The sequence below is a fragment of the Paenibacillus sp. J31TS4 genome, assembly GCF_018403265.1.
Lineage (GTDB): Bacteria > Bacillota > Bacilli > Paenibacillales > NBRC-103111 > J31TS4.
In genome coordinates this window covers 59,661-81,968 of sequence record NZ_BOSI01000005.1, presented here as the reverse complement: position 1 = coordinate 81,968, position 22,308 = coordinate 59,661, and the positions used below count along the sequence as shown (strand labels likewise).

The following is a 22,308-nucleotide window of genomic DNA, read 5'->3' as shown; positions in this document are numbered from 1 at the left end:
TATTCATGAGGAGGAATGTCGAGTGTTCGATAATTTGCGGCAGTACCTGGATTGCCTGCGCCGGGAGAACGACCTGGTAGAGATATCGGCTCCGGTCGACCCGAACCTGGAGCTGGCGGAGATTCACCGGAGAGTGATCGAGGAGAACGGTCCCGCGCTTCTGTTCACCAATGTAAAAGGAAGCGCCTTCCCGGTGGCGACGAACCTGTTCGGCACGAGCCGCCGCGTCGACCTGGCCTTTGGCCCGAAGCCGGAGCAGCTGATGAAGCAGGTGGTCGGCTCGCTGAACACGCTGCTGCCGCCTACGTTCAAAGGGCTGTGGGGACAAAAGGACATGCTGTTCGACCTGCTCAAGGTCGGCATGAAGTCCGTCTCCTCCGAGCAGGCTCCGATTCTGAAGCATTGCGACCGGGACAACCCGATGACCAAGCTCCCGGTTCTGACCAGCTGGCAGGAGGACGGGGGCCCGTTCGTCACGCTTCCGCTCGTCTACACGGAGAAGCCGGGCGGGGGAGACCATAACCTCGGCATGTACCGCATGCAGGTTTACGACGGCCATACGACCGGCATGCACTGGCAGATCCATAAGGGCGGCGGCTTCCACCATTACGAAGCGGAGCAGCGCAATGAGGCGCTTCCCGTTACCGTCTTCCTCGGCGGTCCGCCTGCGCTGATCGCATCGGCGATCGCGCCGGTACCGGAGCACCTGCCGGAGCTGCTCCTGACGTCTCTTATTCTCGGCAAGAAGCTCGGCATGACCGCCAATCCGAACGGGGGGCACCGGCTCGTTGCCGAGGCCGAATTTGCCATCAGCGGCAAGGTGCCGCCGCATGTGCGCCGGCTGGAGGGGCCGTTCGGCGACCACTTCGGCTACTATTCGCTCGCCCACGACTTCCCCGTGTTCGAAGTCGATCACGTTTGGCGGCGCGACAATGCCATCTACCCGGCGACGATCGTCGGCAAGCCGCGCCAAGAGGACTATTACCTCGGCGAATTCCTGCAGCGTCTGCTGTCGCCGGCGTTCCCCATCGCCATGCCAGGTGTCAAAAGCCTGTGGACGTATGCGGAATCCGGATTTCATTCGCTTGCCGCGGCAGTCGTACGGGAGAGCTATTCGCGGGAAGCGCTTGGCACTGCGTTCCGTATCCTCGGGGAAGGCCAGCTGACGCTGACCAAGTTCCTGCTGCTCACCGACCAGATGACCGATCTGGCGGACTTCCGTACGCTGCTTGGCATCATACTGGAGCGGTTTCAACCGGAGCGCGACCTGTTTATTTTTAATCATACTTCCCACGATACGCTCGATTACACGGGCCACGCCTTGAACAAAGGCAGCAAGGCCGTGCTCATGGGCCTCGGGGAGCCGGTGCGGGAGCTGCCCGCCGCCTATACGGCCGGCCAGCTCGACGGCATAGCCAAAGCGGCTGTCTTCATTCCGGGCTGTCTGGTCGTCTCGGGAGCTTCGTATACGGAGGATCCGGAGCTTGCGCCGCGCATCGTGGACAAGCATGCGGACCAACTTGAGAATTGGCCGCTTGTCATTCTCGCGGACGACACCGACATTGCCGCGAGCGAGAGCCTGTTCCTGTGGACCGTCTTCACCCGGTTCAGTCCGGCCATGGATCTGTACGCCCGCTCCGATATGAGACGCCATCATATCGGCTACAAGCTGCCGATCGTCATCGACGCCCGCATGAAGCCGGGCTATCCCGATGAGCTTATCCCTCTGGACAGCGTGGTGCAGCAAGTCGACTCCCGTTGGAAAGACTATTTCCCAAACGGGCTATAACCCGCCCCTGACAGCAGGAATGCCGGGCGGGCAACAATTGGTTAAGGGGGTGCCTCATGCTTCGATTCCTGTTCGACGAACCGCGGCGCAAGGAGGAAGGCCTGCTGGGCGAAGCGATGGAGGCCATCGCCTATTATTTCAATAGTCTCGATCCGATGGAGAACCATGCTCCTAAGCAGGGGAACCATCGGCATGTCCGCTACCTGCAAATTTGGATCAACGGCTTCATCCGGGCGCTCGACGAGCTCGAGCAGAGCGCTTACTGCGCCAAGCGGTATGCGGAGAGGCTGAGCAGCCGGTATCTGGAGAAAATGGACCTGCCGGAACGGGACGATTATCACCGGCACCTGTATTTTTACAAGAACGGCTTCCTGAGAGTATTCTCCATTCTGGACAAGCTGGGCTTCTTCTTCAACGAGCTGCTGCAGCTCGAGACCGAACGCTTCAAGGCCAAGTTCTCCTACTTCACGGTACTGCGCCAAATGCACGAGAAAAAGATCGAGGCGAAGCTCGAGGAGCAGCTGTTCCAGATCAAGAACGACTTCCAGGATTCGCTAACCGTGCTGCGGAACCAGCGCAATATGGAGACGCATTCGATGAATACCGAGATTATGGACGATCTTGAATACGCGAAGCGGATCGCCGATGCGTGCACGCCGATCGAGGATGTGCAGGACAACATCCGTCACCTGGACAGGGGCTTCGAGATGGTGTGTCGGACGCTCATTACGACGTTCCGCTATTTGCACGAGGAGCAGCCGGCATCGGTGGAGGAGCAGGCGGTCGAGCGGACGGCGGAAGCGGCGGAGGAGGACGCGGCGTCCGTGTCCGCCGGCAAGCCGGGGAACGGAGGCAAGCGTCAGAACGGGAACCATGCCGGACCCGGCGGTCAGTCCGGCGAGAAGCCGGGAGGCCGGCTCCGTTCGGGCACCAAGACCAAGGCGGACCCTCGAAAGCCGCGCCAAACGTCCCAGGACAAGCAGGGCGGGAACGGAGCCGACGGCCGCCGCAGAAGCCCGCAGGGCGGCTCCTCGTCCGCCTTCAAGAGCGGCAAACCCGGACGCAAGCAGCCGAAGCAGGCGGGCCGCTGACGCCCTCTGTGCCCCTCTGCTGGCGCGGCCCGCCAAGTTCGACTATACTGAGAGAACCGGCGTCCTGCTTCCGTCTCATACGGCCGGCAGGGCGCTTTTGGTTTGCTCTGTTGCGGTTCTCTGAAGGCATGTCGGTTAGAGGTTCGCGAGGAGAGACGATGGACCAATGTGGAGGAGGTACCCATGCGGCTGGATCATAAGGTAGCCTTAATTACGGGCAGTGCCAAAGGGCTGGGGAAACGGACGGCGTTTACGCTGGCCGAACTTGGCTGCGACATAGCTCTGAATTATGTACATAGCAAGGAAGAGGCCGAGGCGCTCAAGCGGGAGCTGGAGGCGCTCGGCGTCCGCGCGGAAGCCTTCCAGGCGGATATCGCGAAGCCCGGCGACGTGGAGCGGCTGGCGGACGAAGCGGCCGGCAAGCTGGGCGGCATCGATATTCTCGTCAACAACGCCGGCCCGTTCATCCGGGAGCGCCGCCGGTTCGCGGATTACGCGCGGGAGGAGATCGACTATCTCGTTAGGGGCAATCTGCTCGGTGTCATGGAGCTGGACCATCTGGTGTTGCCGGGCATGCGCCGGGCCGGATGGGGGAGGATCGTGCATTTCGGCTTCGGACACGCGGCCGAGGCACCAGGCTGGCCGCACCGCGCCGCCTACGCGGCGGCCAAGGTCGGCCTCGTCTCGTTCACGAAGACGCTGGCGGTCGAGGAAGCTCCCTATGGCATCACCGTCAACATGGTCTGCCCCGGTGATATCCGAGGCGCCCATAAGGAAGCGGGCATCGACGACGTGCGGCAGGAGACCGATCCCGAGTCGCCGCGCGGACGCCCGGGTACCGGGGAGGATGTTGCGAGGGTGATCGCCTTTCTGTGCGAGCGCCAGTCCGACTTCCTGACCGGCAACATCATCGACGTCTCCGGAGGGCTCGATCCGATCCGTTCGGTCAAAGGCTTCGCAGCCGATACGGCACCCCAACGCAAAGAAGAGTCCCTGTAGCCAGGGACTCTTCTTGCTGGATTCCGCATATGAGGCGCGGAAGAGAATTAGAAGACTTGGACAACCTCTTGAACGCCTTCGACTTCTTCCACAAGCGCGCGCTCAATGCCGGCTTTCAGCGTGATGGTGGAGCTGGGGCAGCTGCCGCAGGCACCCATCAGCTTCAGCTTGACGATTCCGTCCTCCACGTCGACCAGCTCGACATCGCCGCCGTCGCGCTGCAGGAACGGGCGCAGCTTATCTAAAACTTCAAGCACTTCATCATACATGGTGCTCTGTGCATTTTCACTCATTGATCGTCCAACTCCTTTCCTATACACTTCTTATTATAATACAGGAACGGCAAAATGGAAATGGGGCGCCGGTCGGAAGGCGCCTCCGCCCGCGAGAGGAGGAACGCGCCATGCGTCCGGTCATCGAATACTGCACCAACAATGGGCATCAGGATCCCGGCTGCCCGATGAAGCAGCTGGAGAGTAACCCGGCCTACGACGTCGTCGAATACGGCTGTCTCGGCAATTGCGGCGAATGTTATGCCAGCCCGTACGCGCTCGTCAACGGGGAACCGCTGGCGGCACCGACCGAGGAGGAGCTGTATGAGCTCATCCGCAAGGCCATTCAAGAAATCGAGGCGATCGACAGCCCGCCGGGGGAATAAGTAGCCCGGCGGGCTGTTTGCTTGAGCCGGACAGGAAGATGCTGGTCGCGAGAACCGATTCCCAGCCTCGGATTCCCGTTGCCCGCCGCCCTGCCAAGTTGGCTATCGAGTTATCGGCATGTGCCAGGACGGGAAGGATTTGGCCGACGGTCAATGAACGGCCGGCGAAAGCGGCGGTGACTCGCAGCGCGGGGGTTTTCGCCATGCAGGTCCTGCTCGTCTCTTAATAGGGCAGCGGTCGGAGCTTGCACAGCGCTGTTCACCTGCTCGGCGGGGCTAGCGGCCCCGCAGCCGGCGGCTAGCTTTAGCCGAAATGGCGCCGCGACTTCCAGAGCACGCCGCTCTTGAGCGCGCGCGGCACCATGCCGAGCATGACGGTCTTTTTGCCCATGAGGCCGAAGCCCGATTTCTTGCCGAGCGAGCCGAGGACGCCTCTCAGCTTGATCTGGCCGAGCTTGGGCGTTTCGCCCTTCCATACCGCCTCGATCACCTCGGCGACCTGCTTGCCCTGCGCACCGGCCGCTTGGGCGCTCGGCGAGAAGGCGAGGCTCGCGCAGTCTCCGACAACATAGACGTCCGGGTGCTGCGGAATTTGATGGAATTCGTTCAGCAGCACGCGTCCCTGCGGATCCTTGGGCACGTCCATCTGCTGCACGACCGGACTCGGCTGGATGCCGGCGGTCCAGACGGTAGCGTCAGTCAGTATCATCTCGCCTTGGTTGTAGATGACGCCCTCCTCGAGCCGGCTCACCGAGACGCCGTTCACCATGTCGATGTCGTGCTTCTCGAACCAGACGCGCACGAACTGCTGCAGCTTGTCCGGGAATGGAGAGAGAATGCTCTTGCCCCGGTCGAGAATACGCACGTTCAAATCGGGACGGCTCTCCCGCAGCTCCGCAGCCATCTCCACGCCGCTCAGGCCGCCTCCGATGATGCTGACGGTGCCGTACGGCTTGACGTCGTTCACCCGCTGATTCGTCTTCCGGGTCGCCGACAGCGACTGGATGCTGCACGAGAACATCTCGGCTCCGGGAATGTTATGGAACTTGTCCACGCAGCCCAAGGCAATCACCAGCACGTCATAGGAGAGGGGATCTCCTTCCAAAAAGCAGACCTGCTTCTTCTCCAAATCGACGGAGGTTACTTCCCCGTATGCTTTGGTCAGGCGCGGGTCGGTCGGAAATTGATTGCGGATTTCGATATCCGAGGCCGTGCCGGAGGCAAGCGCATAGTATTCGGTTTTGAGTCCCTGGAACGGCATCCGGTCCACAAGGGTGATCTCGATGTGATTGGCGATATCCTTGTCGAGCAGATCGTCGACGACCGCCAGGCCGCCGTAGCCGCCGCCCAATACAACTACATGTTTTATCATGGCAAAAAAACCTTCCTATTCGTGGTTTGGAGGAGAAGCAGAAAGGAGGTCTTGATAGTCTTTCTGTTCTGCTGAGAAAGTATCCCGGACCTGTCGCGAGACCCGCGAGTTTGTTCGGGTTTGATACATATTTACCCAGGCGGGTCGGATTGAACCCGCGCAGAAGCCGCTTCTCTCGCGGCGCGCAAGGAGAAGAGGAACGGGACGAAGCCCATTCCTCTCTCCTCGGGCCGCGGCGGGAAGCCCGGCTCTTATTCGTACACGTGAAGCTCGTTGTAGAACGTATCCCGTTCGACGGGAATACGGTTCGCTCCTTTGATGAGGAAGACAAGCTCGTCGCGCGTCAGCCCCTCGGGAGTCAGCGCGCCTGCCGCGTGGCTGATGCGTTCCTGGACGATCGTTCCGTGCACGTCGGAGGCGCCCATCTGCAGCGAGATCTGGGTCAGCTGGGTGCCCATGTTGATGAAATACGCCTTGATGTGCTGGATATTGTCACACATGAGCCGGCTGATCGCCGTCGTCTTGAGGATATCCATTGCCGAAACGCGTCGCTTGATGCCCGCATTGACGCTGGCCGGCTGCACCGAGTTGGGGATGAAGACGAGGAAGCCGTTCGTTTCGTCCTGCAGCTCCCGCAGGTAGAGCATATGCTGGATGCGCTCCTCCATCGTTTCGATGCCCCCGTACAGCATGGTGGCGTGGGTCTTCATGCCGAGGCCGTGCGCGACCCGCTGAACCTCGAGCCATTGATCGGTCGTCGCTTTGCCGACACCCATTTTTTTGCGGTAGCGCTCGGACAGAATCTCCGCACCGCCGCCCGTCAGCGAGCTGAGTCCGGCGTCCAGCAGCGTCTTCAGGACGTCTTCATAAGAGAGACCGCTGATGCGGGAGAAGAACTCGATCTCCGCTGCGGTGTGCGCCTTGATCAACACGTCCGGATACCGGGCCTTGAGCGCCTTGACGTAGTTGACATAGTAGTCGAAAGGCACGGTGTTGTTATGGCCGCCGGTAATATGGAACTCCCGCATGCCCGGGTGGTAATGCTGGTCTATGTAGGCGAACATCTCCTCCGGGGACAGGGTGTAGGCACCTTCCTCGCCAGGATCCCGGCGGAAGTGACAGAACCGGCAGTGGGCTTCGCATACATTGGTGAAATATAGGCTCATCGTCTCGATGAAGTATACCTTGCGGCCGTTCATTCGCAGATTGACCTCGTTGGCCATCTGGCCGATGGCCATCAGGTCGTCCGACTCGTACAGGAACAGGCCGTCTTCCTTGGACAGCCGCTCACCGGCCGTTACTTTCTCCCTGATCGCCGCCATCCGCGTCTCCGGTGTGGGGATTACAATGCTCATCCGCTCAGCTCCTTTTGTTTGCCATTTGGAGGGGAAGACAGACTCCAGCCCCGGTATCCTTGTCGGGAATGGCGGGGCGGGTCGCGCTCTCCTCATCCGTGTGTTGCGCGTAAACCGTCGATAAGAAAGGGATTCATACGAAAAAGCCCGGTCAGACAGGCGTTCTTCCTATTATAAACCTACCTGTCAGGACCCGGCAAGACACAGTTCGCCAGCGGTCTGCATGGGAAACGGTGGAAAGTTTATCGAATTGTCACTATTTTTGCTTCCATTATTTTGAAAAATGTGTATACTTAAAAACAATGTGCGTGAACAAATATTTCACCATTTCCAAAAAATGGCGAAGATTGGTGCCGCCGCGAAATTTAGAGCAAAGGTGATAAGAAGTGAAAAGCGTTTTGCTGGAAGCAGATCTTAGTCAGGAAATCGAAGACGCCAGAAGAACCATGATCCAACTTGGCAGCCAACTCGGTTTTTTGCACCCGCGCGTGGTAGAGAGCAGCGAGAATTTGGACAAGCTGCTACTCCGTTACTACTTCGAGGAGAAGTCTGAACAAGTGCACAACGTTCGCCGTCCTTCTTGAGGCGGCAGGTAAATAGGGGTATACTATATATATGGGAATGGATCTTGCAGCATTCTTGTTGAGACGAACCGCTGATAACGGTTAGCCGTTCCATATAGAAGGAGGGACTCCTATGATTACCATTACCGAATCTGCCAAGGAAAAGATTCAAGAATTGATGGATTCGCAAGACACGCCGGGCCTGTTCCTTCGACTCGCCGTCAAGGAAGGCGGATGCAGCGGATTCTCGTACGGAATGGGTCTCGACGACGAGAACCAGGAAGGCGACGAAGCGCTGGACGTTAACGGCCTGAAGGTCGTCATCGCCGGCGACAGCCGCAAGTACCTGAACGGAGTCGAAATCGACTACAAGGATATGGGGATGGGCGGAGGCTTCACCATCGACAATCCGAATGCGGTCGCTACATGCGGCTGCGGCAACAGCTTCCGTCACAGGGAAGAAGAAGGCCAAGTGGAGAAGTGCGACGATTAACGGACAGGGCGGGGGCTGGCCTCCGCTCGCCGAACAGCCCTTTGCAGACCGGGATGGCCCGGGACGGCAAAGGGCTTTTTGTTGTCCAGGGCAATCCCGGCCAGAACCAACGGGTAGGAACCGGACCCGTCAGGCGAGCGGCCCGAGGTCGATCCAGTATCGCTTGATAACCGTCCCGTCTTCCTCCGTATGATCGGCATCCGATACGCCGCCATTGCGGAGGATAGTCTTCTCGGAGGGGATGTTGCCGGCATCGCAGACGACGAGCGCCCGCTTGATGCCGAGTTGGCCAGCCTCCCCCAGGGCGAGCGCCAGCAGCCGCGTCGCGAGGCCTTGTCCGCGCGCCGAGGGCCGGATGCCGTATCCGATATGTCCTCCGCTGCTGAGCAGCTTGTCCGTCAGCCGATGCCGGATATTGACCGCCCCCAGAACCGATCCCTGCTCGTCAACTAGCCAGAACGTCGAATCGGGCACCCATCCTTCCGGTAGGTTCTCGGCGTATTCACGGCTTCCCAGCCAGGCGATCATCGCTTCGAATTCCGACGGATCCTTGCCGATCACCCAAGGGACCATCGGCTCCCCGCTTCTTTTCCATTCCTCATAAAACGCTTGATAGGCGTCGCGGTAGCGAATATCCGGCTTTTGCAGCCATACCTTCGGCTCCATGCGTATCCATCTCCCTTCTTGGACTCCCGTGCCGCCCTGTGTCCCCATTATACTGGGTACGGGAGGAAGGAGGAGGAAAACATTACCGCCAAAGGTCCGTTGGCCCCGGTATATCATTCGTGATATACTATAGGAGCAGAGCAGAGTCTAGCTGCCTGCTTCATAACCTTTTTTTCTTCTCTTCAACTTTTGGCGCTCGTCCGGGTTTCCCGTGACGCGGCGTCCTTTTTTGGGTTCAGGGGGCGGTTCGGGACGCTGCCGTCCTGGTCTAAGGTTCTAAGGAAGGGCGGGGCGGCATAGGCTGAGGCAAGAACCCAAAGGGCGGAGGCGAGCGGCCGTATGGAAGAAAAGCTGGCCAGATATTTCGAGCTGAAAGAGGCGCAAAGGGCGCTGGAGGCTGAGCTGGACGAGCTGAGGAAGGAGCTGATCCGGGTGTTTCCGGGGCCGGTCGTGTGCGAGATCGGCGGCTATCGTCTCAAGGTGGCGGTCCAGGAAAGACGCGACTACCGCGATGAGGCGCTCTATGCGAAGCTCCCCGATCCGGGCTTGTGGCGGCATGTCTCCAAGGCCGATGCGGGCAAGGTGACGGCCATGGTCAAGATGAATCTGCTCAGCGAGGATATGCTGGAGGGAGCTTACAGTGTCAAGCAGGTGCCCGTTCTTCAGGTAAGCCGTCTTTAAAGCGGCTTACTTTTCTTTCTTTTCATCTTGTAAGCGCATACATTATAATGGAAGAAACTGCAAAAAAGGGTCCCGAAGGACCCTTCTCGCAAAGCGGCCGGCTTGGCGGAATATGCTCCTAGCCGAGAGCGCTTAGCGTGTCGATCTCGTCCTCCGACAGGCGGAGCAAGGCGGCCGCCGAGCTGTCGGCGATGCTCTCCGACTTGCTCGCGCCGGGGATCGGGAGCATGTTGGGCGACAGGCTGAGCAGCCAAGCGAGCGCGACACGCTGCGGAGACACGCCGTGCCTCGAGGCAATGTCCGCCACCTCGTCCCGGCGTCCGAGCTCTCGCGCCTTGCTCATCCCATTCAGCGGGCTGTACGGGAGGAAGGCAATCCCGAGCTCGTCGCAGCGCTTCAGCACATCGGCGGAGGAGCGATCGAACAGATTCATCCGGTTCTGAACGCTCACGATAGAGCAGATCGTGCGCGCCAGATCCAGCTGGGCGACCGATACGTTGGATAACCCGACATGCACGATCTTGCCTTCCCGCTGCAGCTCGGCGAGTGCTCCGACCGATTCCTCGAACGGAACGTCGGGATCGGGCGCATGGAGCTGGTAGAGCTCGATCACATCGCGGTTCAGCGCCTTCAGGCTCGCCTCGCAGGCGGCTTTCAGATGAGAAGGGCGGCCGTTCCGTTTCCACTCGCCGCCCGGCCGGGTCGTGCCTCCCTTGGTTGCTATCGTGACGTCCTGCCGGCCGGCCAGCGCTTTGGCGAGGAGCCGCTCGTTGTGGCCGACGTCATGCTCGTCCAAGCAGTAGGCGTCCGCCGTATCAAAGAAAGTAACGCCGTGCTCAATCGCGGCATGAATCGTCCGGATCGCGTCGTCCTCGGGCGGCCGGCCCTGGATCGAGAGGGGCATGCAGCCCATCCCGATGGCCGAGACCTGGAGGGAAGTAGGGCCGAGCTTGCGGACGGGCAGCTGTTGCTTCGCATTCATGGATAGACAGCCTCCTTCATGGTATTTGCTTCCATGCTGTCATCCTTTACCCGTCTCGTCAAGGGGTCAATTCGCAGTGGAGGAATCAAATGTCTGTCAAGCGAAAGTGGGCGGAGGCGATCCGCCGCGATCTGCAGCTGTATATGAGAGCCCACCAAAATTGCTGGAACCAGCGGCTTCATTACGTCGCGTTCCTGGCGGCGCTGGTCGCCTGGATCTGCTTGTTCCTCGATATGCGCTGGACGGTCGCGCTGGCGTTCGTCCACTATGTATGCGCCTGGGTCGGCCACTTCGGCTTCGAGAACAACCATCCCGCCGCGTTCCGCTATCCCTGGGTCGGATTCTACGCCGGCTTCCTCTGGTTTTTCCTCCGCACCTACGAGCTGGTCACGCGGCGGCGGGTACTGCCTGTCTGCGGGAAGAACCAGGAAGACAACGGACACGGAATCGGCGGCTAGATCGGCCTCAGGACGCCGTCCGCCGGTACTTCCACGAGCGCGATCGCCTGCTGGAATTCCCAGCCGCAGGCGGGACAAGAGAACGTGTGCGTGCAGACGCCCTGGGCGGCCCCCGGGAAGCCGTCGGTCATCGCGATGTCGTCCTGCTCCCGGTAAGGGGCGTACGGGCCGAGCCAATCAGAGAAGCGGCCGCAGTCCTCGGCGAGGGTGCCGCAGGCCAGGCAGCAGGCGGCTTCGCGCTCCAGGCCGTTACAGACGGGGCAAATAGCAGACAAGGGTATCCCTCCTAACCATCCGGTCATCCGGAGAATAGGAGTAGGATACCCTTGCAGAGAATCGGCATACCGATCTAGAATTTGAGGTTGCTGCTGTGGCCCGGGGCCAGCTTGGCCGTCGGGTCGATATAGACCTTGGCGTTATTGATCGCGGTAGGAGCTTCACCGAAGCCGACGGCGATCAGTTTGACCTTGCCCGGATAGGTAGTCACATCGCCTGCCGCGAAAATGCCGGGAATCGTGGTCTCCATCCGGGAGTCGACAACGATCGAGCCTCCGTCGATCTCAAAGCCCCACTCGGCGATCGGCCCGAGGCTCGAGATGAATCCGAAGTTGACGATAACGGCGTCCACGTCCAGCTCGGACGTTTCGCCGGTTTTGACGTGCTTTAGCGTCACGCTCTCGATGCGGTCTTCGCCGTTCAGTGCGGCGATCTCCGTCGGCGTGACGACTCGTACGGACGAATTCTGCAGCTGCTCCACGCTGTGCTCGTGCGCCCGGAACTTGTCGCGGCGGTGAATCAGCGTCACCTGCTCGGCGATCGGCTCGAGCATCAACGCCCAGTCGACGGCCGAATCGCCGCCTCCGGAGATGAGAACCTTCTGGCCGCGAAAGGCGTTCAGGTCGCTGACGAAATAATGAAGGTTCTTCTTCTCGAACCGCTCCGCTTCCGCCAGCTCCAGCCGTCTCGGCTCGAAGGCGCCGACGCCGGCCGTCAGTAGTACCGCACGGCCGTAGTGAACCCCCTTGTCCGTCGTCACCTCGAAATGCCGCTCTTCCTTCTTCTCGACCTTCAGCACCTTCTCCTCAAGGCAAGTCTCGATGGGAAACCGGCTCATCTGCTTCGTTAGATTATCGACGAGCTCCTGGGCGCGGACCTGCGCGAACCCGGCTACGTCGTAGATGAATTTTTCCGGATAGAGAGCAGCCAGCTGTCCGCCCAGCTGGGGCATGCTTTCAATGACCTTCACGCTCGCATGCCGCATGCCTCCGTAGAAGGCGGCAAACATGCCGGTAGGTCCTCCCCCAATAATAATAATATCTGTCATCGCCTGCTGCTCTGAAGACACTTGCGACACCTCCGTCAAAGAATGATCTTAATTATAATCAACCAGCTTGCCGATGGAAACCCTAATCTATCAGAAAGTTCGAAAAAACCTAACAATTAATGATAGAATTTCCTCCTCTCTATAGCAGCTACCATGTCATGTCTCTCAAATTGCTGCTAGGCATTGCGTCTTGCCTTTTGCTAGGGCCGGTTGTATCCTTGCTATAACTCGTGTACATTTTCACAAAATCAAGCAGATCGGAAGCCCGCCGGCCTGGACTTGAGGCAGGGAACTGGTCGAGAGGAGAGCGGAATGAGACATTGCAGCGTGCAAGTAAGAGGCCTGCTGACGCGGGAGGAACTGGACCGGTACAATGCCCTGATGGACGTCGGCCATTTCCTCGAAGAACAGAAGCGTTATGATCTAGTGTATACCGTTCAGAAGGAGATAGACATTCTGATTCTACCCGCGATCGAGCGCCTGAAGGAAAAAAGCCGGCAGCGCGACCGCGAGACGGCCGAGTATCTCGCAAGCCGCGGGCAGGACAAGCAGGCAGGCGACGAAGGCTAAGCGGTTCACTAGGAAGCTAGGGCAGGATTGAAGCGGCGAAGAGGGCACTCCGCTCGACAAACGGGCGGCATAGCCGGGCTGAGTCAGCCCTATGAGCGAAGCGCCGGCCGCATGACCGAACCTGTGCCGGCAGCAGGGTGTGAACACAGCCGGCCGACAACGCAAACCAGCATGGCCGAACCTTGCCGGAGGCAAGGCCGCACATAACCGGCCTCACAACGAAAAAAGAACCCGCACCGATAGCGTGCGGGTTCTTTTGCGAATAGCAGCCTGCTGCGCCTAAGGCGCTATCGCCAGCATCCGGGCTCTACAGCTTCAACAGGCTGTTCACCTTGTCCGCGTCGAGCAGATTGCCGACGAAAAATTCGCCGAACTCGCCGAACCGGGCGCTTACTTCGTCGAAGCGCATCTCATAGACCAGCTTCTTGAACTGAAGCGGATCTTCGGCGAACAGCGTGACGCCCCATTCCCAATCGTCGAAGCCGACCGAGCCGGAGATGATCTGCTTGACCTTGCCGGCATAGCTGCGGCCGATCATGCCGTGGCTGCGCATGAAGGAGCGGCGGTCTTCCATGGAGAGCATGTACCAGTTGTCTCCGCCCTCGCGGCGTTTGTTCATCGGGTAGAAGCAGATGTGCTTCCACTTCGGGAGAATCGGCTTGAGGCGGGCGACCACCTCGGGGCTCTCCATCGGGTCGCTGCCCGGCTTGGCCATGTAGCTGCTGAGCTCGACGACCGAGACGTACGAATACGTCGGGATGAGATGCTCCCCAATGCGGGACTTGTTGAGAGCCGTCTCCAGCTCGTTCAGCTCCTCCAGCGTCTCTCTCAGGTGCATGATGACGAAATCCGCCTTTTGCCCTACGACCGAATAGAAGGCGGTGCTGCCCTCCTTGCGGTCCTCGGTGGCCTGCCAGTCCGCCATCATGCCGTGCAGCTCGTCAATGGCCTGCTGCCGTTCTTCCTCGCTCAAATATTTCCAGGTCGCCCAGTTGATGCTGCGAAAATCATGCAGGGCGTACCAGCCTTCCAGCGTTTCTACCGCTTCGCTCATCGTGTCAGCTCCTTCTTATCCTATGCCCGTCCTGGCCGATAAGGGAGGACGAGCCGTGCTTTCATCTATTGTAGCCAATTCGCCGAGCCTTTGGCAAATACCGCGCGAATGTCTTGAAACCGTCAAAACTCGGGCGGTCTCTGTCTTTACTTTTGTCGAAACGGTAGGCTAAAATATAGGCAGTACGGCCGTCCGACGGCCATGCCGGAGACTATCCGGCACGTTGCTTAGCTATTCCGAAATGGAGTGAACGCGTTCATGAGCGCCTTGATTATTGAGCTGCTGCAGTGGTTCGTGCTGACCCTGCTTTCGTTTGTCATGTTTTTCGGGCTGGGCTTCATCATCAACATGCTGATGAAGACGACCTGGTTTCCGATTTACGCTTATTTCATCTTCGTCGCCGGCCTGATCTGGTGGACCTGGGGGTCCGAATCGCTTGTGGAGAATATCAAGAGCTACACGCTGGCCGATTACATCCCGCTGATCGGCGGAATGGCGGGCGCGATCGTGAGCGGCTATACGATCAAGACGCTGCGGCTCAAGGGCTTCAAGATGTTCTAACAGCGTCTCCTTCGGCATGGAGCCTCCCGGGCGGGAGGCTTTTTTTGGTGCCGAGACTTGGCGACATGGCTCACCTTTTGTCCGCGACGTATGGTAGAATGAGAGCATTATAGATTCGCTCGGGAAGGGTTAGACGACATTATGAAGGTTTCCAACTTGCTGCATTTCACCGAGAATCACCGGTTCTGCGTAAGCCGGGAGTTTGCGCTGGGTCCTCTGGAGTACAGGCTGCTGTACGCCCTGTATCAGCCGATGATCGGAGCGGCGGCGGTCTCCGTCTACCAGACGCTCTATCAGCAGCTGCCGGTGGACAAAGTAGGCTGCTCGGGGCTCGAGCAGCAGCGCAAGCTGTTCCTGTCGCTCGGCATCGACCCGGGAGAACGGGGGCGCAAGCAGGTTCAGGACTTGACCTCGCTGCTCGAGGCGGTCGGTCTGCTGCAGACGTTCCGGCGGCTGCTCGTGGCCGAGGAGGAGTATATTTACGAATACCAGCTGGCGAAGCCTCTTGCGCCGGCTGAATTTTTCCGCAATCAGCATCTGACGCTGCTGCTCCGGGACAAGGTCGGCAAGTACACGGTATTGGCGCTCAAGGACGAGCTGACGGCCGAAGAGCCCGAAGAGCTAGCCGAGTCGCAGCCGGAGAACCTGTCGGTTCCGTTCTACGATCTGTTCCAGCTGAACACCCGCGTCATCGACTACGAGCTCGAGCAGGCGCTCTATCAGGCCGCACCGGCCAAGGCGGCGAGCGGGCAGCCGGACGTCGTTACCAAGGGCTTCGATTATGCCGATATCATTCAGCGGTTTCCCCGGGGCTCGGTGAACCGGCCGCACGTTGAAGCGTTCAAGTACCGGCCGGACCAGCTCGCGGTTCTCAACCTGACAGCCAAAAAGTACCGGCTCTCCCTGCAGGAGACGTGCCGCCTGCTCGACGAGGACGATCTGTTCGACGAGGAAGGCCGTCTGCGGGAAGAGGTGCTGAAGGCCAAGGCGAACGAGCTGTACCGCCAGATGAGGAGCCGGGAGGAGCAGGTGGTCCGCCAGCTCGCCCGCAAGGCGGCGGCCGAAGGCGAGGAGGCGACTCCCGCTGAGGAAAAGCCGGTGGAGATGGCCTACTATCTGGAGGTCCCCACCATTTTTCAGGGGCAATGCAACATTCACCAGTACAATATGATTTTGCGCAACGAGCCCTATACGCTCGTGCTCGAACGGTTCTTCCCGCAGGGAAGCGTGCCGGACGGCGTGCTCAACATATTCGAGAAGATCGATCTGAACTACCGCCTGAACGAAGAGGTCATCAACGTACTGATCCACTTCCTGCACACGGATCGGCGTTCGTGGGCCAAGTCGTCCATCGAGGCGGTCGCCTCGGACATGCTCGGCAAGCAGGTGCTCACGTACGAGCAGGCGGTCGACTACATCCGGGAGAAAGCCCGCTACAAGGAACAGGCGGCCAAGGGCGGGTATGCGCGCGGCGGCGGCTCCCGCTCCACCGCCCGGACCGCCAAGCCGAAGCCCAAGCTTCCGGTCGTCACCGAGGCGGCGGCAGCCCGGAAGCTGTCCGAGGAAGAGCTGGAGCGGATCCGGCGCAAGGCGCTGAAGCTCGACGGCAAGCTGTAGGCGGAAGGATATGGATGCCGCATGAGGACGGCGCATAGCAGGAACAACGGCCGCGAGGCCGGCTTAAAAGGAGGAACAGCGGATGGAATCGCTCGGCGATCTGCTGAAGCAGCTGTCGGACAATCCGCTGCTGCGCAACCGCGAGGAGAGGCTGCGCGAGCTGGCGGTTCACCCGCTTGCCGTGCAGTGGCGCAGGCAGTACCCGTTCATACGGGAGGAAGATCTGAAGCTGAACGCGAACAAGCTGTATCAATTCGTCACGGAGCAGTCCCGCTGCGCGGCCTGCCCGGGACTCGACAACTGCCCGAACGACCTGCAGGGGCATTATACGGAGCTGTCCGCCGAGCAGGTGAACGACCGGACGCATATCTACGACCGCAAGACCGCTTGCGGCAAATATACCGCGTACGAGAGCCAGCGGCAGGTGAGCGCGCGCATCCGCAGCTTCTATGTGGACGAGCGGTCGCTGAACGAGGGCTACTCCGCCGACGATATTTTTTCAATCGATCTGGAGCGCGCGGAGGCGGTCGACAAGCTGCTCGATTACATCGTGCTGACCAAGGAGCAGGGGCTCCAAAAGCGGGGGCTCTACCTGATGGGGGACTTCGGGACGGGCAAAACGTTCCTGATGGGCTATCTGCTCCACGAGCTGGCCAAGGCCGGCCATACCGGCGTCATCGTCTACATGCCGGACTTCGCCGAGGATCTCAAGGCGATGTTCCAGGAGCCGCACAAGCTCAAAGAGACGATCGACCTGCTCAAGGAGACCGATCTGCTCGTGTTCGACGATATCGGGGCGGAGAACATGAACCCCTGGCTGCGCGATCATGTCATGGGCTCCATCCTCAACTATCGGATGAACCGCAAGCCGACCTTCTTCACGTCGAACCACGATCTGAACGACCTGGAGAAGCACTTCAGCTTCACCAACCGGGACGGCGATGACGAGTTCAAGGGGCAGCGGATCATGGACCGCATCCGGCCGTTCGTGGATGTCATCCTCGTGACCGGGCGAAACAAGCGGGGCGACGCGCGGTAGAATCCACGGTAGTGGCAGCTGCAGAGGCTAAGTATGGAGGAGACGGGAGCGGGAGCGCTACGGCAGGCGCGGCGATGGAGCGGCGCCTGCCACAAGCATAGCGGTGCGGGAGCTCCCGCCCAAGTCCAGCCGCAGCCGCGCGCATAGGCGCGCACAGAAAAAAGGTCTGAAGCCTTCGCTTCAGACCTTTTTTGGCTGTAAACCGACGGAGCTTATATGATCTGCGCAATAACCGCCGCGACGATGGCGATCAAGAAACAAGCGCCGAACATGCCGACGAAGCCTTTGACGGTATCCCCGAAATCGTCAACTTCGCCTTCCAGCGGATGATGGCCGGGATGCTTGGGATCGAGCATGAGCTTACCTCCTAGTCGTGGTACACGTCTTCCCCTAGTATACCCAACCGCCGCGAATGTTGTAAACCCTGGAACCAGGGCGCGCGTATGCAAGAGGAAATTTCACAGAATAGCCATATTTGCCAGGCGGCCGGCTTCTTTCGCCCGCTGCAGGGAATTATGAAAACGACATGGTTTGTGGTATACTGTATCTACCTGCCGGAATGGCGGATTAGCAGCAATTCCATGAAGCAAACCAACGCTAGAGAAAGAAACAAGGAGGTATTTTCATGGCTATCGTGAATGTATCCGATCAATCGTTTAAAGAAGAAGTAGAAGGACAAGGTACTGTTCTTGTCGATTTTTGGGCTCCGTGGTGCGGACCCTGCAAGATGATCGCTCCGGTACTCGAGGATCTGGATCAGGAGATCGGCTCCGAGGTGAAGATCGCCAAGCTGAACGTCGATGACAACCCGGAGACGGCATCCCGGTTCGGCGTTATGAGCATTCCGACTCTGATCGTCTTCAAGGACGGCCAGCCGGTCGACAAGGTGGTCGGCTTCCAATCCAAGGAAGCGCTGAAGAGCGTCGTCGGCCGTCACCAGTAATCGTCCCGCATATAGAGAAGCAGTGAAAAGCTCTTTTTCCGCTTTGCCGAAAAAGGAGCTTTTTGCTATGAAAAAGGCGGGTTCATCTAGGGGAAAGGAGGCACCCGCCCATGAAGGAGTTCATCCGCGAAGAGATCCGCCGGAAGCTGGCACTGCTACCAGACCAGCCGGGCTGCTATCTGATGAAGAACAAGGAAGGCACCGTCATCTATGTCGGCAAAGCCAAAATTCTGAAGAACCGGGTCCGGTCGTACTTCACCGGAAGCCACGGCGCCAAAACCCAGCGGCTTGTCTCGGAAATAGCGGATTTTGAATATATCGTCACCGCGAACAACGTGGAAGCGCTCATTCTGGAGTGCAACCTGATCAAGCAGTATTACCCGCGCTACAACGTGCTCCTGAAGGACGATAAGTCCTTCCCGTACATCAAGATCACGCATGAAGCGCATCCCCGGCTCGAGGTGACGCGCAAGGTCGTGCGGGACAAGGGCAAGTATTTTGGCCCTTATCCGAACGCCTATTCGGCGCAGGAGACCAAGAAGCTCCTCGACCGCCTGTACCCGATGCGCAAGTGCCGGACGCTGCCGGACAAAGTTTGTCTGTATTACCACATCGGCCAGTGTCTAGCACCGTGCGAATTCGAGGTGCCGCAGGAGGAGTATGACCGTATGGTCCAGGAAATCAGCCGGTTCCTGAACGGCGGCCACCAGCAGATCAAGAAGGAGCTCGGGCAAAAGATGCTGGAGGCGGCCGAGGAGCTGCAATTCGAGCGGGCGAAGGAGCTGCGCGACCAGATCGCCCATATCGACGCCGTCATGGAGAAGCAGACGATCACGATGACCGATCTCGTCGACCGGGACGTGTTCGGCTACGCCTCGGACAAAGGCTGGATGTGCGTGCAGATTCTCTACATCCGCCAGGGCAAGCTGATCCAGCGGCATGTCTCGCTGTTCCCGTTTTACGGGGAAGAGTACGAGGATTTTCTCTCGTTCGTGACCCAGTATTACAGCGAGAATCCGGCGCTGCCGAAGGAGATTCATCTGCCCGCGCCGCCGAAGGCCGGGGAGGAAGAAGCGGCGGAGCCGGGGAAGGCGGCCGGCGCTGCGTCGGTACCGGCTAACGCATCGGTGCTGGAATCCACGGGCGAAGCCGCCGCCGCGGGAGCGGGGCAGGACTCGCTAGCGGCGGCGGACGAAGGAGATGAGCACGAGGAGACGGAGGAGCGCCAGCCCGCAGAGGGCGCCCACGGACGCTCGGATTTGCGTCAGGCGCTCGAGTCATGGCTCAAGGTGAAGGTGTTCACGCCCCGCCGCGGCTCCAAGAAGCAGATGGTCGAGATGGCGTGCGACAACGCCCGCGTGGCGCTCGACGAGAAATTCCGCATGATCGAGCGGGACGAGAAGCGCACGGTCAAAGCCGTCGAGAACCTCGGCGAATGGCTTGGCACACCGCCGATCCGGCGGATCGAGGCGTTCGACAACTCGAACATCCAGGGCGTGGAGCCGGTGTCGGCGATGGTCGTCTTCGTCGACGGCAAGCCGGACCGTAAGGAATACCGCAAGTACAAGATTCGGACCGTGCAGGGGCCGGACGACTATGAGACGATGCGGGAAGTCATCCGCCGCCGGTACGAGCGCGTGCTGAAGGAGAACTTGACGCTGCCCGATCTCATCGTCGTCGACGGCGGGCGCGGACAGATCTCCGCGGCGGTCGACGTGCTGGAGAACGAGCTAGGCCTGTTCGTCCCAGTATGCGGCCTCGTCAAGGACGCCAAGCACAAGACGGCGCAGCTCATGTCCGGCGACCCGCCGGAGGTCGTGCCGCTGCCGCGCGACAGCCAGGAGTTCTACCTGCTGCAGCGCATCCAGGACGAGGTGCACCGGTTCGCGATCACATTCCATAGGGAGCGCCGGGGCAAGTCGATGGTCGAGTCGCAGCTGGATGCGATCCCCGGCATCGGCGAGAAGCGGCGCAAACAGCTGCTCAAGCATTTCGGTTCCGTCAAGCGGATCCGTGAAGCGGCCGTGGAGGACTTCCGCGCGATCGGCATCGGCGAGAAGCTGGCGCGGACGATTCTTGCGGGCCTCGGCGGGATGCCGGCCGAGGAGGAGGCGTCCGCGGGCGCGGAGCCCGCTGCGGACGGAGGCGATTGGACGGCCGAAGCGCCGGAGCACGCTGCCGGGAAGGCCGGTCCGCAGGACTAAGGCGGTGCAGCATGAAGCATGCCTTCTCCTAAACGCAAAAGAACACCCCCGGGTGACCTAACGGTCGCCCGGGGGTGTTTTTGCGTGCAGAGGCATGCGAGCCGGTGGACGCGCTTGGCGCCGCGGCTGCAACGGCGGGAGCCGCTCGGGCTACGCCGGCCAGCGCACTTGGCGCGTCCGGCTGAAGTAAGCGCGGGCCGCATAGCCGATCAACGCCGGCATGGCGATATAGAGCAGGCCGAGCACGATATAGCCCGGCGTCGGCTCGGTCACCATGAGCGAGAGCGACATCAGGATGATGTCCATCGTGGCGTGCGCATAGATGGCCGTGATGAGCCCATATTTCAGGAACACATAGCCGAAGATGAGGCCGAGGATCGTGACCTCGAACAGTCGCGTATAGCTCGGGTAGATCGTATAGCCGGTATGGCCGAGCGCCCAGATGATGCTCGGGACGAGCACGGCCAGGAAGCGGAAGCGGACGATTTTGCGGAAGAAGGCAATGCCGAACAGCCGGTAGGTAACCTCCTCCGAGATGCCCGCCATCCAGGCCAGCAGCGGGAACAGCCAGGGGCGGTACAGGTTGAGCGTCGACTGCGTCGGATCGGTGATGGCGAACGAATCGAACGCTTCGCCGGCTATGTAGAAGAGCACCTGCTGCACGCCGAGAATGAACAGGCAGATGAGATAGCCGCGGCCCATGCCGTAGAACATCTCCTCGCCGAAGGACGGCTCGCGCATCGACGGCCAGGCGTTCCAGCCGCGCGCCCGCCACATTTGATCCCCGGTGACGAGCGACAGATACATGGCGATTGCCATAATGGCGATCAGCACGTAAGTGAGCGTCAAGTAGATGCCGGGGTCTAGCGTGCCGCTCAGCTGGTCGGGCTCGAGATCGGTCAGCGCGCCGGGCAGGCTGTTCGCTGCGTGAAGCGCATAGAGTCCGGCAAAAATAAGCGTAAGCAGCAGACCGCGGGAGAAGGTGATCTCCCGCCGGTGGATGATGGCGAGGATGAGCGCGGCGAGTCCCATCAGGAGCGTCAACCCGGGACTGATGAGCGACATCCTCTGCGCCGCCTTCTCTTCCTGCGCCAGCCAGACACGGAACGATTCGGGTTCCTGGAAAACAGGCGAGAGGCCAGTGATCTGGGTGCCGGATAATCCGATCTTCACCTGCAGGACAGCGTCGCCGATCCGGTCCTTGCGGCTCTCGTAGACGTAGCGCAGGCCCGTTCCCTCGGCCGGCTTCAGGACGAAGTCGGCCGGCTCATAGCCGGCGCTCCGGAGCGCTCCCTCCGCGAGCTCTTTGCGCTTCGCCTCCGTCGTTTGTCCGGACGCAGCCGCTCCGTATCGCATCCAGCCGATTGCCTCGGGGTTATCCATCCGGACGCTCACGACGTACTTGGGTGCGGCCCCGCCGCCGCCGATCGCGACCTGCCAATAGTCGATCGGATAGCGGGCACCGTATGTTTCCTGATAGGAGGCATTCAGCTTATACTTTTGCAGATAGCCGCTCAGCTCCTTGTCGGACTGGTGCAGGACGGCCGCATCCTGGTTGACGGCGAAGGAGGGGTCCCGCTCGGCGATTAGGGCGCGTGCCACGGCCGCCGCCTGCTCCTTTGAGACCTTGGGGCGGGTGGTCTCCTCCTCCATGGACGTATCCGTCGCCGTCTGCACGAGCAGGACCGCGGCATACAGAACGACTCCGATGAGAGCGAGAATCAGCAAGCTCCGATTCATACGGTGAGGCATCAAGGGCATTCTCCTTCAAATACGTCTTTTTTATCAAAGGTACCATAACCGGGAGAGCGGTTCCAGTTTTCGTGCGGCCGAATCGGCGGAAGACCAGCCCGATTCAGACAGCCTTCGGGTCCTTCTAAGTGGAAGCG

At 60.2% G+C, this 22,308-nt stretch carries 24 protein-coding genes; 14 read left to right on the top strand and 10 right to left on the bottom strand.

Annotated features, from left to right (window positions below):
- The first annotated feature begins 22 nt into the window (after window positions 1-22).
- The 3 genes from KJS47_RS19540 (at window position 23) to KJS47_RS19530 (ending at window position 3,879) form a co-directional block, all read left to right on the top strand.
- Window positions 23-1,789, top strand: coding sequence for a UbiD family decarboxylase (locus KJS47_RS19540; RefSeq protein WP_213526868.1), 1,767 nt, complete (start codon window positions 23-25; stop codon window positions 1,787-1,789).
- 56 nt (window positions 1,790-1,845) lie between these two features.
- The gene (locus tag KJS47_RS19535) at window positions 1,846-2,880 is read left to right on the top strand and encodes a Cthe_2314 family HEPN domain-containing protein (RefSeq protein WP_213526866.1); all 1,035 of its coding nucleotides are present in this window, start codon (window positions 1,846-1,848) and stop codon (window positions 2,878-2,880) included.
- A 183-nt stretch (window positions 2,881-3,063) separates the two neighbouring features.
- Window positions 3,064-3,879 carry an SDR family oxidoreductase gene (locus KJS47_RS19530; protein WP_374707049.1) on the top strand — a complete coding sequence of 272 codons (816 nt, stop codon included), beginning with the start codon at window positions 3,064-3,066 and terminating at the stop codon, window positions 3,877-3,879.
- A gap of 47 nt (window positions 3,880-3,926) precedes the next feature.
- Here the strand turns inward: KJS47_RS19530 and KJS47_RS19525 are convergent, their stop codons facing one another.
- The gene (locus KJS47_RS19525) at window positions 3,927-4,172 is read right to left on the bottom strand and encodes a NifU family protein (protein WP_213526864.1); all 246 of its coding nucleotides are present in this window, start codon (window positions 4,170-4,172) and stop codon (window positions 3,927-3,929) included.
- Between the two features lie 110 nt (window positions 4,173-4,282).
- On the opposite strand from KJS47_RS19525, the gene KJS47_RS19520 reads away from it, so the two are divergent.
- A complete protein-coding gene (locus tag KJS47_RS19520) occupies window positions 4,283-4,537 on the top strand; it encodes a YuzB family protein (protein WP_213526863.1) in 255 nt (84 codons plus the stop codon).
- 304 nt (window positions 4,538-4,841) lie between these two features.
- On the opposite strand, the gene KJS47_RS19515 is transcribed toward KJS47_RS19520, so the two are convergent.
- Both KJS47_RS19515 and mqnE read right to left on the bottom strand, forming a co-directional pair.
- Window positions 4,842-5,906, bottom strand: coding sequence for an NAD(P)/FAD-dependent oxidoreductase (locus tag KJS47_RS19515; protein ID WP_213527159.1), 1,065 nt, complete (start codon window positions 5,904-5,906; stop codon window positions 4,842-4,844).
- Window positions 5,907-6,160: 254 nt separating this feature from the next.
- A complete protein-coding gene (mqnE, locus tag KJS47_RS19510; RefSeq protein ID WP_213526861.1) occupies window positions 6,161-7,264 on the bottom strand; it encodes an aminofutalosine synthase MqnE in 1,104 nt (367 codons plus the stop codon).
- A gap of 386 nt (window positions 7,265-7,650) precedes the next feature.
- On the opposite strand from mqnE, the gene KJS47_RS19505 reads away from it, so the two are divergent.
- Together KJS47_RS19505 and KJS47_RS19500 are read left to right on the top strand one after the other, a co-directional pair.
- On the top strand, window positions 7,651-7,848 hold the full coding sequence (locus KJS47_RS19505) for an aspartyl-phosphate phosphatase Spo0E family protein (protein ID WP_249716558.1): 198 nt from the start codon (window positions 7,651-7,653) through the stop codon (window positions 7,846-7,848).
- A gap of 112 nt (window positions 7,849-7,960) precedes the next feature.
- On the top strand, window positions 7,961-8,320 hold the full coding sequence (locus tag KJS47_RS19500; RefSeq protein ID WP_213526859.1) for a HesB/IscA family protein: 360 nt from the start codon (window positions 7,961-7,963) through the stop codon (window positions 8,318-8,320).
- 129 nt (window positions 8,321-8,449) lie between these two features.
- Here KJS47_RS19500 and KJS47_RS19495 read toward each other — a convergent pair whose 3' ends face one another.
- Complete coding sequence (locus tag KJS47_RS19495; protein ID WP_213526857.1) at window positions 8,450-8,986, bottom strand: GNAT family N-acetyltransferase; 537 nt, start codon at window positions 8,984-8,986, stop codon at window positions 8,450-8,452.
- 339 nt (window positions 8,987-9,325) lie between these two features.
- Here KJS47_RS19495 and KJS47_RS19490 point away from each other — a divergent pair, with 339 nt between their 5' ends.
- Window positions 9,326-9,667 carry a hypothetical protein gene (locus KJS47_RS19490; RefSeq protein ID WP_213526856.1) on the top strand — a complete coding sequence of 114 codons (342 nt, stop codon included), beginning with the start codon at window positions 9,326-9,328 and terminating at the stop codon, window positions 9,665-9,667.
- A gap of 118 nt (window positions 9,668-9,785) precedes the next feature.
- Here KJS47_RS19490 and KJS47_RS19485 read toward each other — a convergent pair whose 3' ends face one another.
- Window positions 9,786-10,649 (bottom strand): aldo/keto reductase, encoded by an 864-nt coding sequence (locus KJS47_RS19485; protein ID WP_213526854.1) that lies wholly within the window; start codon window positions 10,647-10,649, stop codon window positions 9,786-9,788.
- 89 nt (window positions 10,650-10,738) lie between these two features.
- Between KJS47_RS19485 and KJS47_RS19480 the strand changes: the two genes are divergently transcribed.
- Window positions 10,739-11,107: a DUF962 domain-containing protein gene (locus tag KJS47_RS19480; RefSeq protein ID WP_213526852.1), complete on the top strand. Its 369-nt coding sequence runs from the start codon at window positions 10,739-10,741 to the stop codon at window positions 11,105-11,107.
- Here the strand turns inward: KJS47_RS19480 and KJS47_RS19475 are convergent.
- On the bottom strand, window positions 11,104-11,382 hold the full coding sequence (locus KJS47_RS19475) for a hypothetical protein (RefSeq protein WP_213526850.1): 279 nt from the start codon (window positions 11,380-11,382) through the stop codon (window positions 11,104-11,106). The genes KJS47_RS19480 and KJS47_RS19475 overlap by 4 nt on opposite strands.
- 74 nt (window positions 11,383-11,456) lie before the next feature.
- Window positions 11,457-12,431 carry an NAD(P)/FAD-dependent oxidoreductase gene (locus KJS47_RS19470; protein ID WP_213527155.1) on the bottom strand — a complete coding sequence of 325 codons (975 nt, stop codon included), beginning with the start codon at window positions 12,429-12,431 and terminating at the stop codon, window positions 11,457-11,459.
- A 312-nt stretch (window positions 12,432-12,743) separates the two neighbouring features.
- Between KJS47_RS19470 and KJS47_RS19465 the strand changes: the two genes are divergently transcribed.
- Window positions 12,744-13,001, top strand: a complete 258-nt coding sequence (locus KJS47_RS19465) for a hypothetical protein (RefSeq protein WP_213526848.1) — start codon at window positions 12,744-12,746, stop codon at window positions 12,999-13,001.
- Between the two features lie 307 nt (window positions 13,002-13,308).
- Here KJS47_RS19465 and hemQ read toward each other — a convergent pair whose 3' ends face one another.
- Window positions 13,309-14,055, bottom strand: coding sequence for a hydrogen peroxide-dependent heme synthase (hemQ, locus tag KJS47_RS19460; RefSeq protein ID WP_213526846.1), 747 nt, complete (start codon window positions 14,053-14,055; stop codon window positions 13,309-13,311).
- Between the two features lie 258 nt (window positions 14,056-14,313).
- On the opposite strand from hemQ, the gene KJS47_RS19455 reads away from it, so the two are divergent.
- The 3 genes from KJS47_RS19455 to dnaI all read left to right on the top strand — a co-directional run bounded on the left by KJS47_RS19455 (window position 14,314) and on the right by dnaI (window position 17,272).
- Complete coding sequence (locus tag KJS47_RS19455) at window positions 14,314-14,616, top strand: YuiB family protein (RefSeq protein WP_249716556.1); 303 nt, start codon at window positions 14,314-14,316, stop codon at window positions 14,614-14,616.
- Window positions 14,617-14,757: 141 nt separating this feature from the next.
- Window positions 14,758-16,233, top strand: a complete 1,476-nt coding sequence (locus KJS47_RS19450) for a replication initiation and membrane attachment family protein (RefSeq protein WP_213526844.1) — start codon at window positions 14,758-14,760, stop codon at window positions 16,231-16,233.
- A gap of 82 nt (window positions 16,234-16,315) precedes the next feature.
- Window positions 16,316-17,272 carry a primosomal protein DnaI gene (dnaI, locus tag KJS47_RS19445; protein ID WP_213526842.1) on the top strand — a complete coding sequence of 319 codons (957 nt, stop codon included), beginning with the start codon at window positions 16,316-16,318 and terminating at the stop codon, window positions 17,270-17,272.
- Between the two features lie 212 nt (window positions 17,273-17,484).
- On the opposite strand, the gene KJS47_RS19440 is transcribed toward dnaI, so the two are convergent.
- Window positions 17,485-17,628: a YqzM family protein gene (locus tag KJS47_RS19440; RefSeq protein ID WP_213526840.1), complete on the bottom strand. Its 144-nt coding sequence runs from the start codon at window positions 17,626-17,628 to the stop codon at window positions 17,485-17,487.
- Between the two features lie 269 nt (window positions 17,629-17,897).
- Between KJS47_RS19440 and trxA the strand changes: the two genes are divergently transcribed.
- Complete coding sequence (trxA, locus tag KJS47_RS19435; protein ID WP_213526838.1) at window positions 17,898-18,215, top strand: thioredoxin; 318 nt, start codon at window positions 17,898-17,900, stop codon at window positions 18,213-18,215.
- Window positions 18,216-18,325: 110 nt separating this feature from the next.
- Window positions 18,326-20,419 (top strand): excinuclease ABC subunit UvrC, encoded by a 2,094-nt coding sequence (gene uvrC / locus KJS47_RS19430; protein WP_213526836.1) that lies wholly within the window; start codon window positions 18,326-18,328, stop codon window positions 20,417-20,419.
- A gap of 150 nt (window positions 20,420-20,569) precedes the next feature.
- Here uvrC and KJS47_RS19425 read toward each other — a convergent pair whose 3' ends face one another.
- Window positions 20,570-22,171, bottom strand: coding sequence for a CPBP family intramembrane glutamic endopeptidase (locus KJS47_RS19425; RefSeq protein WP_213526834.1), 1,602 nt, complete (start codon window positions 22,169-22,171; stop codon window positions 20,570-20,572).
- Window positions 22,172-22,308: the final 137 nt, after the last annotated feature.